The organism is Spiroplasma endosymbiont of Sarcophaga carnaria (assembly GCF_964019595.1).
Classification (GTDB): domain Bacteria; phylum Bacillota_I; class Bacilli_A; order Mycoplasmatales; family Mycoplasmataceae; genus Spiroplasma; species Spiroplasma poulsonii.
The window spans coordinates 463,556-476,678 of sequence record NZ_OZ026456.1; the positions used below are offsets into that span (position 1 = coordinate 463,556).

A 13,123-nucleotide genomic window follows, 5' to 3' on the forward strand; every position below is an offset into this window, starting at 1 on the left:
CAATAAATTTTTAACAAAATAAATTATAATTTATTTTAATAAAGAAAAAATAAAAATAGATGGCTCTATTTTTATTTGCAAAGTCATAACATCATAACCCACGTTCTGTTTTTTATTTTATAAAATAAAATACTAGTTATTTATCTATCAATTTTTTAAAATTAATCTTCTTATTTTCTTCTGTTTTGAAAAAAAGAAGTTCCCTTACCAAAATTTAGGTTTCTCGCTTGTGGGGTTTACCCGTTCCATTTTTTAAATTTCTTTAAAAACTCGTTTCTGTGGCACTTTTATAGAAAAAATTCCATATTAATAATAACTTAGGATTTTTTTCAGCCGTCATAAGGATCCCTTATGCCTAATTCTTATGAATTAAATTAGCACAAACACTACAATCATCGCAGATTGTGCGAGCGTGGAGTTTCCTCTATTAACTGTTGTTAATAGCAACTAGTTCTGTTATAACTCATAATAATTATACTATATATAAAAATAAAGTGTTAATTTTACTAATAACCATTTGTTAAAATTTAGTCATTTTTTATCTTACCTTCTAAATTATGGATTCGTTTTATTAGATCAGCTTTTGAAAAACCTTCTTCTTCTAACCGTGCTTTTTGGGCTTTTGTTTCATCAAGTTGGGCTCTTAAAACATCATTCTTATCTTGCAAATCATTTATTTGCTGACGCAAATATTTAATTTCTTTATTGAAATCATTAGTAATGCCTTCAAAAACACGATAATCAGTGGCAATCATATCCAAAAACATATCAACTTCATTCGGATCATAGCCTTGATAATCAACCTGAAATTCTTTATTAATGATATCAACTGCTCGCAATTTAATTGTTTTCATTTTAACACCTCTTTTGCAAGGAACAAGTGTCCTTTTTTGTTAATTATATTATTGAAGGAGGAAACAAGTATGCACCTACCCAATAATCGTGGAATGTTTTTAGAATCTTTACTTAATTATACTATTCAAAAATATTTTGACCATAATATTGGCCTCTTTTTTAAACGAGCAGTCAATATTATTCCGTTGGAAAAAGATCAACACATAATCATAAAAGGTTATTTTAAAGAAAAAACTGGTTGTGATTATTATGGTCTTTATCAAGGCCATTATATCGAATTTGAAGCAAAAGAAACCAATCAGCAAAAATTCAACTTAAACAATATTAAAGCACATCAGTTAAAACAATTAGCTTTAGTTAAAAAACATCATGGCATTAGTTTTATTATTATTTATTTTCATCATTATGATCGTTATTTTATCCTATCATATCAGAAATTAACAGAATGAATAAAACTAATGCCAACAAAACAAATCCCAGTTTCTTTTTTTGAAGAAAATGGCTATGAACTTTTTCTGACCCTTCCTAATTTTCTTGACTTTAAACCAGTTCTTAATCAATTAATCAATTGTACTTAGTTAATGATTTTGGTTTATTTTTAAGATAATTATCAATAAACTTAATAAGTTCTTTAAACGTCATTTTTGTTTCTTGATGATTAGTGATAATTAGGGTTAATTGAAAATCAGAAATTTTATTCTCTAAGTAAGTATTTAAAGTGGCTTTTTCGTGTTCAGTTAAAGGGTTTTGTAAAATTTGATTGACTTGGTCAAACAAAATCTTTTTTTCAACATTTAACTCTAAATTTTCGATTGCGATAATAATTTTGTTGAAAATTGGTGATAGATCCATTTCTAAAACATCTTTTTTCATCTTAATATCAATAAAACCTTCTTGTTTTAATTGATCTAACATGCTTTTTGCTTTTGTTTCCGTAAAATTGGAGTGATTAGCAATTTCTAACGGAGTGATGAACCTTTTATAAGAAGAAGAAAAGTTCATAATCAACATGATTAACACTAACTGTTCTTCTGACAAATTTATTAATTTGTAATGGCTCAACAAAAATCGCCACTTATTAATACTGCCCTTGTTAAATAAATTATTTAACATTACAATAAATTCTTAACTAACTGTTGATTAGTTTAATGCATCTTTTAATTGTTTAGCTGCTTTGAATTTAGCTGCTTTAGAATCTGGAATTTTAATTGTTTCACCAGTAGCTGGATTTCTTCCTTCTCTTGCTGCTCTTGCTGATACAGAAAATTTCCCAAATCCGGCAATTGCAACCTCATTTCCCTTGACTAAAGTTTCTTTAATTCTATCAAAAGCAAAGTCGACAATTTCTCCCGCTTGAGATTTTGATAAATTAAATTGTCCCGCAATTAACTCTGCTAGTTCTTTTTTTGACATCATTACACCTCTTCTAATTAAACCTTATAATTTAGGTTTATATTATCTTACCCAATTTTATTTCAAATGTATACCTTTTTCAAAAAAAACATTATTTTTGCCAGACCCATATCATTTTTATTAGTTTATCTATCTTTTAAATTAATTAATGCTAAAATATTATGGTAGTAATTGCAGGATTATTATAATTACTACAAATCAACCAAGAATCAAGGAGAAATAGTTATAAATGACTTTAAAAATAAAATTAATTTGAAAGCAAATTTATAAACTATTTTTTGCAATAGTTGGAATTGCCATCTTAACATGAGCATTTGTCAATGGGATTCTCAATCAAAATGATATTATTAACCGTTACCATGGTGATTACACAGTATATACATTAGATTTTTTTACAACTTTTACTTGTTTATCAAACTTAGGAATCTTATTCTGATTCTTAATTAGTGGAATTCGCCATCATCAAGAAAATAAAAATAAAATTCAATCATATCCAGTTGCCCTAGCTGCAGCTTGTTATATTACCATTACTTTTATTATATATAATTGTTTACTACTACCAACACAGCCCCTACCAGGTGGTGCTTTAGGCTGAATTACAACCGTTATTGATCATATGACCAATCCAATTGCGTTTGTTGTTTATGTTCTATTTTTTATGGAAAATAAGCAAGAAATTAAGTTAAAACAATTTTTTCGCACAAACTTTTGAAAATATGTCCTTGTTTTACTAGGATATTGTGCTTATGCAATGATTAGAGGTGAATTACGTCGTCTTTCTGGTGATCATTTTACTTGACCAGGAAGTACACCCGGTGTAATTGAAAATCGTTGATATCCATATTTCTTTTTAAATGTCCACGGAACCTTTTTTGGTTTGCCAGGATATGTGTGATTTATTATTGCTTTTATCGCAATTTTAGGAATTTTAATTGGTAGTATGTATTTATATAATTACTGTAATAATAAAATCATTAAAACAAAATTTTACCAAACTTTGCAAAAAATAAGTATCACAAAAGAACCATCATAAGATGGTTCTTATTTTTTGCAAAATGAAAATAATTTTCTAAATTTAACCAATATAATTATTTGATAATTCTGAAACCTTCTAAAAAAGAAAATGATTTTTTACCTTTTTGCGAGATAATAGAGGTGGTGATCAGAACATTATTATTTAAAATTAATTATGAATAACTGCTTACAAAACAAAACTGAATGTATTCTTGTTACCTTTTATTACTTTAAAATATTAAACTCTAAATCCTAAAATATTTATTAAATAATAATGTGACACCGATTCATTCTAACGATGCTACAAGAATGAAGAAAAAATGGTTAATACTTTATAATAAATATTATGCTGCTGAATATTATAAAGTATCGTATTAAAAGTAAAAAACTTTTTACAATAAAAAATCTACTGATCATATTTTCCTACCTAATATTTTCTTTAGGCATCAAGCAAGCCCCCCTGCTTGGTTATTGTAACCTTTAAAATAATATTCATTTAATTGATTAAAACCTCTTAAGAAATTAAGAGGTTTTATTTTTTTAATTCAACTTGTAATAAATATTCTTTTGTTGCTTGTGGAGCAAGATGATTAATTCATAGTTTTTGATCAAATGGTGTTGTTGCATAATTAACATCATCTTGATGACCATCTCATGGTTCAACACAAATATATTTTGCATCATTTTGACATTTTCAATCCAAAACATTAGGATAACCCTTTGTTGTTAAGCGGATAACTCGGATTGGATCAACAATTAATGCTTGTTCAGTTGTTTGATTTAATAAAGCGTAACATTGCCCTGTCGCAAAATCATACTCATCTAATCCAATTTCATTTTTAACTTCTGTTGTCATTGTTGTTCCTAAAAAAGCACCGCCAGGAATATGCGTAACTATTTGAGGTTGATCAAAAATAATTTTTCCTAAATGATCATCACAAATAAACGCTGGATGCCACCCAAAATTATAAGGTAATGGTTTTGAATCAAGATTAGTAATTTTAACCTTATTAATTAGCTCAGCTCCTACTAATTGATATGTTACTTCTAGTTTAAAGGTAAACGGATATTGGTCATAAAAAGTTTTTGCTGCAACATACTCAACAACTAACAGCTCCGTTGTCTGTGTAACAACTTTTCAGTCAGTAATAGCAAGGAAAAAACCATTCCCTGTCATATGATATGTTTTATCATCCAGGCGATATTGGTCATTAATTAATTTTCCTGTAATTGGAAAACAAATTGGTCATTATTTTTTTCAAGTGCTATCCTGTTGATAAACATATTCTTTGCCATCTTTTTTTAATGAAACTAATTCAAAAGGATTTTTACTAATCTGTGCTGTTAAGTTTTCATTTTTTAAAATGTACATTCTTCTTCCCACTTTTCTATTTGTTTTAATTAATGGCCCGTTAAGTGTGTTTTATCTTGCATAATAGCAACACCACCACTAGTTCCAATTCTAGTTGCTCCCGCCGCAATCATTGCTAAAACATCAGCTTTACTACGAACGCCCCCGGCTGCTTTAAATTGCAAACGATCACCAACTGTTTCTTTCATTAACTTGACATTCGCTGTTGTTGCTCCTGATTTACTAAAACCAGTTGACGTTTTAACAAAATCAACCCCTGATTGTTCAGCTAATTGACATGCTTTAATAATTTCTGCGTCTGATAATAAACATGTTTCTAAAATAACTTTAACAACAGCTGTTCCGGCCGCTTTTTTACATGCCATCATATCAGCTGCTACTAGATCATAATTATTTGATTTAAACTGACTAATATTCATTACCATGTCAATTTCATTGGCACCATCTTGTAAAGCATTAGTAATTTCTGTTACTTTTGTTGCTGTGGTATTTGCTCCTAATGGAAAGACAACAACAACACAAACATTAACATTGCTATCTTGCAATAATTCATTAGCTAATAATACATATCTTGGATTAATACAAACTGCAGCAAAATCATATTGTTTTGCTTCAAGACATAACTGCTTAATATCCGTCGTTGTAGCATCTGGTTTTAATAAAGTATGATCAATATATTTATTTAATTTCATTTAATAGTTCTCCCTGTTGTTCTTCGTTAACTTGTACTGCCTCTAAAATGCGAATTGCAGCAATAGAATAATCTAATAAGCGTTGCATTTCAGAATAGTTCCCTGTATTTATTATATTCACAAAATGTTGTAATTCATAATACATTTTATTCTGATGTTCAGCTGGTAAGGGAAACATCGTTGTTTTATTTGTTAAACGGTTATATACGCTAATTGTTTCTAATTTTGTTAAATTAGTAAAATTAATTGTTGCATCATAACTTAAAATTTCACTAGCACTAATCCCAACCGCTGCTTTTGAACAAACAATATTTGTTAAAATATTACTATGATGACGTAAGAGAACAACGTTGTTAATATCAACACCGTTTTTTAACTTATGACTCATTGCCTTAACATCTTTCACTGGGCCAAACAATGCCACCGCTAGTTCAACTGGATAAATTAACATATCATATAACGAACCCTTCCCTAAGGTTTCATCAAAAACAGAATTATAATCATCTAATAAAACTTCTTTCATCCGACTTGAATATTGGTTACAATGAAATGTTGATAAAAAAGGATGCATTCGATTAACGTTTTCTTGTAAAACCTGATATGCTGGCAAATGGATTGGTTTAAAAGCTTCCATTAAAAAAACATTATTAATAATCGCTACCTCTCTTAATTCAATTAACTCTTGCGCTAAAAAAGTTGCTGGTTTTTCAATTAAAACATATTTTTGCTGCTGTAAAAAATATTTTGCTTGTTGATAATGTAACCCATTTGGGGAAGCAATATAAATAATATCAATATGATTAAGCATATCTTCAAAATTATCAACTATTCGCACTGATAAATTATTTTTTAACGCAAAAATTTTCGCTTTTTCTAAACTACGCGAGTAAAGACAACTAACTTCAACTCCCGTTACTTCCCGACAAGCTTCAATAAATTCACTAACAATATTCCCAGTTCCAATTGTTCCAATCTTTAACATAAAAGAACCTCACTATTCACCTTTCATTTTTGTTAAGTGGTTGGTAGTATTATTTACTTAATAACTGCATTAAAAATAAGATCACTTGTTGCAAAGAAATCACTTGTTGTACCATCAGCTGAAACAGTATAAGAATTACTTGCTTGATCATATCTCCCTCTTAAACCAAGTTCTGTTAAAGTGGTTTTGCATAGAGCGGCTCCCCCTAACGCTGTAAAAGCTGCTGCTTCTAATTCACCTTCTGCGCTAACAGTTAATGTTCGTTGTCCTTCTGGTTGTCAATCTTTTAAACTAGGACGAAGATCAACATATGTTGGTGGTTTTGCTTCGGCATTTCCTCACATTACTGAACCTTTAATTGATTTTGCCCCATCTTTTGCTTGCATTTTAACATATACTTGTTTAAAAGTTGGTTTTGGTGTAATAGCTGAAACTGTCACGTCAACTTTATTTCAAGGTAAATAAATTGACGCAAGGTCTTGAATTCCTTTTGTTATTCCTGTTTTTAAATCAACTTGATTATTTTCGATGACATTATCTTTTTTCAAATTAAATTTATTACCTATTTTATCAAAAGCAAATAAACTTAAATCTAATTTATCACCAATAGCATTATTCCCGTCATCTTTTGGTTGAGGTAAACATGCAATAACATTTGCACTAACGACTGTTGTTAATGAAATACTGGTTAGTAAAACTAAAAATTTCTTCATTTCTTCATACTCCTTTATTAATTATCCTTTGCACTAATTATAAACTAATTACTATTTTTATCATCATCAAAAAAAGGATTTTGTGTTTTTTTTGTGGAATCTTTTTTTTCTAATGTTAGCTTATCATCACCTTCTTGTTGTTCTTTTTCTCATAACTCAGAGTCCTGCCAATTTTTCTTTACAATAAAAATTCGTTCTTCAACACGAACAATTGACTCTAAAACAGAAAAAGCAATTGTTCCAACAAAAACAGTTGGAAACCAAACATATCAAAAAATACAAATTTGCGTTGGATTTAAAACTTTGGAATTAGCTAAAATTAAAAAAAATAAACTAATAACAAAAATTAAATATTGACCAATATAAAAAACTTGCATAAAAATAATATGCTTACGTAATAATTGGAATGGGGTTTTTTTCAATTCATTAATTCGAACTAAATGATAAATAATAAAAATAATAGTCGCAAAGCCAATTAAGACATAACCAATTTTATATCCTGTTACTGCCGCAATATTTCATTTTTGTAATCCTAGAATTAAAAAAATTAATACTAAAGCAGTATATAATATTACATTTGCAACACTAACTAGTGCTTTAATCGATACTACTTTTGTCATTCTTATTTTCTCCTATAACTCTTTTTCATACATAATCATTGCTAAAATAGCTAACGGTGCTGTTTCTGCTCGCAAAATACGTTGTCCTAGTGAAACTAGATTATAACCATTCGCTGTTAAAACCGTAATTTCTTCTGCCGTAAAGCCACCTTCTGGTCCAATTACAATAGTAACTGTTGTAAAGTCTTGGTGTAAAAAATCCTTTAGTTGTGAATTTTGCCCCACTTTTTCATAACAAACAAGGTTCACATCACTCTGATATTTTTGTAAAACTTTTAAATCACTCTCAACATCACTTATTAAAGGGATTTGATTTCGATATGATTGTTCACTAGCTTCTTTACAAATTTTTGTTCAACGCTCAATTTTTTTAATGTTATTTTCACCTTTTAATTGTACCACACAACGTTTAAACTGAAAGGGAATGATTTCATTAACTCCTAATTCAGTAGCTTTTTGCAATAAATAATCTCATTTTGTATTGCGAATTAAACCAGCAATTAAACGAATCTTAATTGGACTTTCGTGATTTTGTTTTAATTTTTTTGTTAAGTTAAATAAATAATTTTGTGGTGGAACAACTTCAATTGTTGTTAAATAATGTTCAGCATTATAAATACAAATGATTTGTTCATTATCTTTTAAGCGTAAAACTTGTTTAATTTGTTTAACATCATCAGCTGTTAAAACAAAATAATCATGTTCTAATGTTATTGCAAAAAAACGATGCATTACTGTTTATCTCCTAATATTTCTCTCATTATTTCATCTAATTGATTATATAAAAATTGTAATGATGCAGTGGTTTTAACTTGATAGTCTGGTTTAATATCTTTAAATAAAGCCTTCTGAATTTTTAATAATTGTTTTGTTTGCGGTGCTGATTGTTGATCACGAGCGGCAATTCGTGCTAAAACTGTTTTTTCCCTAGCTGTAATCAAAATCTTAGCTCTAAAAGTTAAAGGTAAGATATTAAGTCCCACCGCTTCAATTAAAAAATCTTGCGCCGGATTATTATTAATTATTGTTAATATCTTGTCTCTTACTTTTGGTCACAAATAACTATTTAACTTTGTATTAGCTGTTTGATTAGTAAAAATAATTGTTCGTAAAGAAGGGCGATCTAAAAAGCTATATTTAACAACCCCGGGAAAAGTTTTGTTTAAAAATATTAAAGTAGTTTTTTCCTGCATAATTTCTTTGGCAATTTGATCAGCTTTTAAATAAGTTAAATGATATTTATTTTGCAGATATTCACAAGCACTAGTTTTACCCGTACCAATATAACCATAAACACCAAGAATCATTCTTATTTATTCCTTTCACAATGTTTTACAAAATACATTAATTTACTGCTAATAAATTGTCATTAATAATAACATCAAAAATGGCTTGTGCTACCGCTGAAGTTTCAGATGGCGTATAGTGAATTCCATCATATGTTGTTTGATCTTCTATATGTGGATTAGCAGTTAGTTGTAAATTAACAACAAGAATTGTTAAATTAGCAAAATATTTTTGATAAGCACTTGGTAATGAAGTTAATAATTCACCATTATGCATTGTTAATGCTTTTGGTGGACAAACAACTAATATTTTATAATTAATTTCTTCATGATTATCACGATGAAAATTTTTCATTTGATTAATTAATTGTCCTAATGAAGTAACGATTTTTTCTTCAATTGGATAGTCTGCGATTTCTTTTAACTTTGCATACGCATCATAACCAAAATAATCGTTTGTTCCTAAAAAAACGATAAACAAATCAAACGGACTCGCTTTTTGGTACAATGCTAATAAACTATACATCCCATTATCTTGTGGAAACCCAAAATCAATTAATGGTTTAATAATTGTTCGTCCTGGTTGTGCATTAGTTTGAATTTCAATTTCTGTTGTTTGATAATGTTGAGTTAATAAATTTGCTAATTTTGCCGGTCAATTATCCGCTTCTGGCATCTTACCAATTCCCATTGGTAAATAACCAAATGTTAATGAATCTCCTAAAATTGCAATTTTTTTCTTCATTGAAACCACTCTCTCCTCTATACGATTATTTTATCTTACTTATAACTAATTATGCTTTAATTTTTAAAACTTTTTGAAAAAAGGAAATAATTCATACTAAACCAAATAAACTACGTAAAGCATTATTTAAATCTTGATAAACTCGCAAATATTGTACTAATGTATAAATTAAAAATAACAATGCAATAATAATAGAACAAAAAATTCATAATAACATTACAACCATAATATTTACTCACTCAGTAGCTTTAATTTTGTCGAAAACTCTTGATATTTATAAAATATACCTAAAATTAGGTATATTTTTAATATATAGAGGTAAATAAATGATGAAAAAAATAATTACAGAATTAATAAATAGCTTAACAGATGATCAATTTTTAGAATTTTATGAAAAAATAAAACAACAAGCAGACTTAATTAAAAAACAAAAACGTTTAAATGAAATTGATCAAAAATTTAGAGATAAAGGCATTATATGTCCTAATTGCAAATCTTTTCATTGTGTTAAAAATGGTCATAATTCCGAAGGAAAACAAAAATATTTATGTAAAAAATGTCGTGCTAGTTTTGATGCATTTCGTCATCATTTTACTTATTGAAGTCATTTAAATTATGAACAGTGAAATTTATTAATTCAAATTTCATTGTTAGGACAATCTAGTAAAATAATTTCTCGTTTTATTAAAACAACCCCAAAAACCGCTTGATATAATCGACAAAAATTAATGCAATCAAAACAATTAGAAAATACACAGTTAAAATTTAAAAAATTAAATGGTCAAATCCAAATGGATGAAACATTTATTAAAGAAATTCATAAAGGCAATTTTAAAGATAAATTTGATAAACGAAAAACTCATCTCGATCCATTTTCAACTGATACCAAATGCTGTATTCAAATGGCGGTTGATAGCAATAATAATATTTTTGTTCAATCCACCAATACCAAAAGATTACAAAAACAATGGATTATTGAAAATATGAATAAGCAACTAATTAAAGAAAAATCAATAATTATTTCTGATATGCAACCACTATATTTATTAGTAGCAAAACAAACAAATTCTACTCTATATTCCACCAAAACTAGTACAAACCCTGATACTAGTTATCAAAAGTTAAATAAGATTAGTAAATTACAATCCAGTCTTAAAGAAGCCTTAATTCATTATCATGGTTTGGGTTTCACTAATATTCAAAATTATTTAAAGCTCTGAAAATGAAAATACCAACACAAAGGTTTAACACCAAACCAACAATCAACGGTATTATATTTTAACGTTTAAAAAATTTAAAGCAAAATCATAATCTTACACAAAATTAGTTTTCAAATTGTCATATTGATGATTTTTTTTATTTCATCAAGAGTTTTCGACAAAATTAAAGCTCAGTAGTATTCTTTTCTAGTTGTTCAGAAAATTCGTCTGTGGTGTGGAACCGAGCTAAAAAATAACCCAATGGTCATAATAAAAGATATCAAAAATATAACAGTGGTGACAACAAAAGAAATAAAATTACCTTTATAAAAATAAGTCCTGCCGGTTGTTTCACTATTTCTCGCTTCTTTCTTACTATTATTAATTTTATAATGTTCTAAACAAGAATACAATACAAATTGTTTTTTTAAGTTAGAATTTGCAATTTTAGTAAAGGAGCATTTATTGGGTTGTGAAAAAAATCTTTTTTTGAAGTTTTATTAGTATTCCAATTGTAATGGTAATTCTGTTATTATCGTTATATTTTACAAATATTTGAAAGCCAACAGTCATTGCAATTGTTATTAATAATATTTTATTAATTATTGTTGGAATTTTTGCCGTGGTTTATTTACAAAATAGTTATCGGAACTTTGCAAAAGATGATACCGGTGAATTTCAGTATAATACTAAACAAAAATTTTGAAAATTAGGATTAATTGGTTTTATTGCAGATTTTTGTGACACAATTGGGATTGGTTCTTTTGCCATTAGCATTGTTTTATTAAAATTAACAAAGCAAGTTAAAAACGATAAACAATTACTAGGAACATTAAATGTTGGTCATGCTATTCCTACTTGTTTACAAGCAATTATTTTTATTTCTTTAGTAAAAGTCGAATGAATAACACTAGTATTATTAATTCCATCAGCTGCTATTGGTGCTTATATTGGCGCTTTTTTAGCTAATAAGATTAAATTAGGATGAACTCAAATTTTACTAGGAGTTGCTCTAATTATTATTTCAATCATTATTTTATTAGGTCAAAAAGAAGTTCATGTTATGCCATCCGCTAGAACAAGTGATTCGTTAGAAGTGTGGTGAAAATATCTCTTAGGATCTATGATCTTTTTTATATTAGGAATTCTACAATCATTGGGGGTCGGAATTTATGCGCCAGCAATGGCGGTAACATATTTAATGGGCTTAAGTTTATTATGTGCCTTCCCAATTATGATGGGATCAGCAGCCTTTTTAATGCCCATCGGGGCCTTTCGTTTTATTAAATATCAAAATTACGATATTAAGATTGCCACTAGTTTTATCTTAGGTGGTAGTTTTGTGGTTATTGCCTCTTATTTAATTGTCTTTATCGGAATTCAAAATGGATTAGGACTAGATAAAACTAATTTTATTAATGTGTTAAACTGAATTATTATTGTAGTAATTTGATATACAGCAGCAATGATGTTTTATAATTATTATCAACAACATCGAAAAGTTTTAGCTAAACCATAAATAAGATAAATGTTCTTTTATACAAATTCAAATTATAAATAAAGTTTTCGTAAAGCATAAGCAACAGGTGGGAAAATCGCAACTGCTAAAGCCATCTCAGGTAAGTAATTTGTTGCTAAAATAAGTCAAGTAAAAGTTCGAAAAATAGCTTGTTGATCAGGATTAGTATAAATTAATGGTCCAATAAAATACATAAAAACTAAAACAAAAATAGTATTTAAAGTTGCTGTTGTAAAGGCAATAATAACATTATAAATTTTTAAATAATGTCGTTGATATCATGTTAATTCAGTAATTTGATTTGCATAAATTTTTGTTTCAATGTTATCAGAAATCTTTGTTAAAAAATAAGCCAAAACCCCGACACAAAGTCCCATTAAAACACGGGGAACAACGGAAAATAAGGGGTTAATAAAAATAAAACTTGTAATCCCTGGGGAAATAAGTGTTTGAACTAACGAAGACAGGCCAAAAACAAGACCATAAATTAAACCTGCTCAAATTAAATTTAGATTCATTGTGACATATAACGCATACATTCCAATTAAAAATAAAATATGCATTAAAGTTAGATTAACTGGACCAACCGCAATATATCCTAATGAAGGAACTAATGCAAACAGTAAAAAAATAGCAATAATAATACTATTAATTGTAATCATTCTTGTTGTAATTTTTTTCATTTGTGCCTCCAATAATAATTTCACACTTAC

General features: G+C 27.9%; 18 protein-coding genes and 1 other RNA gene. 4 read left to right on the forward strand and 15 right to left on the reverse strand.

All coding sequences use genetic code 4. The features are described 5' to 3' along the window. Window positions 1–89: 89 nt before the first annotated feature. Window positions 90–459, reverse strand: an RNA gene (gene rnpB / locus AACK91_RS02825) — RNase P RNA component class B. 68 nt (window positions 460–527) lie between these two features. Then, window positions 528–854: a DivIVA domain-containing protein gene (locus AACK91_RS02830; RefSeq protein WP_040093836.1), complete on the reverse strand. Its 327-nt coding sequence runs from the start codon at window positions 852–854 to the stop codon at window positions 528–530. 69 nt (window positions 855–923) lie between these two features. Between AACK91_RS02830 and AACK91_RS02835 the strand changes: the two genes are divergently transcribed. After that, window positions 924–1,433, forward strand: coding sequence for a Holliday junction resolvase RecU (locus AACK91_RS02835; RefSeq protein ID WP_338963976.1), 510 nt, complete (start codon window positions 924–926; stop codon window positions 1,431–1,433). Here AACK91_RS02835 and AACK91_RS02840 read toward each other — a convergent pair. Together AACK91_RS02840 and AACK91_RS02845 are read right to left on the reverse strand one after the other, a co-directional pair. Continuing rightward, window positions 1,408–1,968 carry a DnaD family protein gene (locus AACK91_RS02840; protein ID WP_338963978.1) on the reverse strand — a complete coding sequence of 187 codons (561 nt, stop codon included), beginning with the start codon at window positions 1,966–1,968 and terminating at the stop codon, window positions 1,408–1,410. The two genes, AACK91_RS02835 and AACK91_RS02840, sit on opposite strands and share 26 nt — an antisense overlap. Before the next feature lie 27 nt (window positions 1,969–1,995). Next, a complete protein-coding gene (locus AACK91_RS02845; protein ID WP_338963980.1) occupies window positions 1,996–2,268 on the reverse strand; it encodes an HU family DNA-binding protein in 273 nt (90 codons plus the stop codon). A gap of 229 nt (window positions 2,269–2,497) precedes the next feature. Here AACK91_RS02845 and AACK91_RS02850 point away from each other — a divergent pair, with 229 nt between their 5' ends. Continuing rightward, window positions 2,498–3,301: a Pr6Pr family membrane protein gene (locus AACK91_RS02850; protein ID WP_338963982.1), complete on the forward strand. Its 804-nt coding sequence runs from the start codon at window positions 2,498–2,500 to the stop codon at window positions 3,299–3,301. 513 nt (window positions 3,302–3,814) lie between these two features. Here the strand turns inward: AACK91_RS02850 and AACK91_RS02855 are convergent. The 10 genes from AACK91_RS02855 to AACK91_RS02900 form a co-directional block, all read right to left on the reverse strand. Beyond that, complete coding sequence (locus AACK91_RS02855; RefSeq protein ID WP_338963984.1) at window positions 3,815–4,459, reverse strand: aldose epimerase; 645 nt, start codon at window positions 4,457–4,459, stop codon at window positions 3,815–3,817. A 72-nt stretch (window positions 4,460–4,531) separates the two neighbouring features. Continuing rightward, window positions 4,532–4,654, reverse strand: a complete 123-nt coding sequence (locus AACK91_RS02860; protein WP_338963986.1) for a hypothetical protein — start codon at window positions 4,652–4,654, stop codon at window positions 4,532–4,534. 29 nt (window positions 4,655–4,683) lie between these two features. Then, window positions 4,684–5,346: a deoxyribose-phosphate aldolase gene (gene deoC / locus AACK91_RS02865; protein ID WP_338963988.1), complete on the reverse strand. Its 663-nt coding sequence runs from the start codon at window positions 5,344–5,346 to the stop codon at window positions 4,684–4,686. Then, window positions 5,333–6,328, reverse strand: a complete 996-nt coding sequence (locus AACK91_RS02870) for a Gfo/Idh/MocA family oxidoreductase (protein WP_338963990.1) — start codon at window positions 6,326–6,328, stop codon at window positions 5,333–5,335. The genes deoC and AACK91_RS02870 overlap by 14 nt, the downstream gene beginning before the upstream one ends. Before the next feature lie 53 nt (window positions 6,329–6,381). Further along, window positions 6,382–7,041 carry a hypothetical protein gene (locus tag AACK91_RS02875; RefSeq protein WP_338963993.1) on the reverse strand — a complete coding sequence of 220 codons (660 nt, stop codon included), beginning with the start codon at window positions 7,039–7,041 and terminating at the stop codon, window positions 6,382–6,384. Window positions 7,042–7,085: 44 nt separating this feature from the next. Then, complete coding sequence (locus tag AACK91_RS02880; RefSeq protein ID WP_338963995.1) at window positions 7,086–7,661, reverse strand: hypothetical protein; 576 nt, start codon at window positions 7,659–7,661, stop codon at window positions 7,086–7,088. A 12-nt stretch (window positions 7,662–7,673) separates the two neighbouring features. Continuing rightward, complete coding sequence (locus AACK91_RS02885) at window positions 7,674–8,393, reverse strand: RsmE family RNA methyltransferase (protein WP_338963997.1); 720 nt, start codon at window positions 8,391–8,393, stop codon at window positions 7,674–7,676. Next, window positions 8,393–8,968, reverse strand: a complete 576-nt coding sequence (gene coaE / locus AACK91_RS02890) for a dephospho-CoA kinase (protein ID WP_338963998.1) — start codon at window positions 8,966–8,968, stop codon at window positions 8,393–8,395. Before coaE ends, AACK91_RS02885 begins: the two co-directional genes overlap by 1 nt. 37 nt (window positions 8,969–9,005) lie before the next feature. Continuing rightward, window positions 9,006–9,692, reverse strand: coding sequence for an SGNH/GDSL hydrolase family protein (locus AACK91_RS02895; protein ID WP_338964000.1), 687 nt, complete (start codon window positions 9,690–9,692; stop codon window positions 9,006–9,008). 49 nt (window positions 9,693–9,741) lie between these two features. Then, a complete protein-coding gene (locus AACK91_RS02900) occupies window positions 9,742–9,918 on the reverse strand; it encodes a hypothetical protein (RefSeq protein WP_338964002.1) in 177 nt (58 codons plus the stop codon). 100 nt (window positions 9,919–10,018) lie between these two features. Here AACK91_RS02900 and AACK91_RS02905 point away from each other — a divergent pair, with 100 nt between their 5' ends. After that, window positions 10,019–10,981 carry an IS1/IS1595 family N-terminal zinc-binding domain-containing protein gene (locus tag AACK91_RS02905; RefSeq protein WP_338963247.1) on the forward strand — a complete coding sequence of 321 codons (963 nt, stop codon included), beginning with the start codon at window positions 10,019–10,021 and terminating at the stop codon, window positions 10,979–10,981. 382 nt (window positions 10,982–11,363) lie between these two features. Beyond that, a complete protein-coding gene (locus AACK91_RS02910) occupies window positions 11,364–12,410 on the forward strand; it encodes a TSUP family transporter (protein WP_338964004.1) in 1,047 nt (348 codons plus the stop codon). Window positions 12,411–12,442: 32 nt separating this feature from the next. Here the strand turns inward: AACK91_RS02910 and AACK91_RS02915 are convergent, their stop codons facing one another. Continuing rightward, window positions 12,443–13,093, reverse strand: a complete 651-nt coding sequence (locus AACK91_RS02915) for an ECF transporter S component (RefSeq protein WP_338964006.1) — start codon at window positions 13,091–13,093, stop codon at window positions 12,443–12,445. Window positions 13,094–13,123 lie beyond the last annotated feature (30 nt).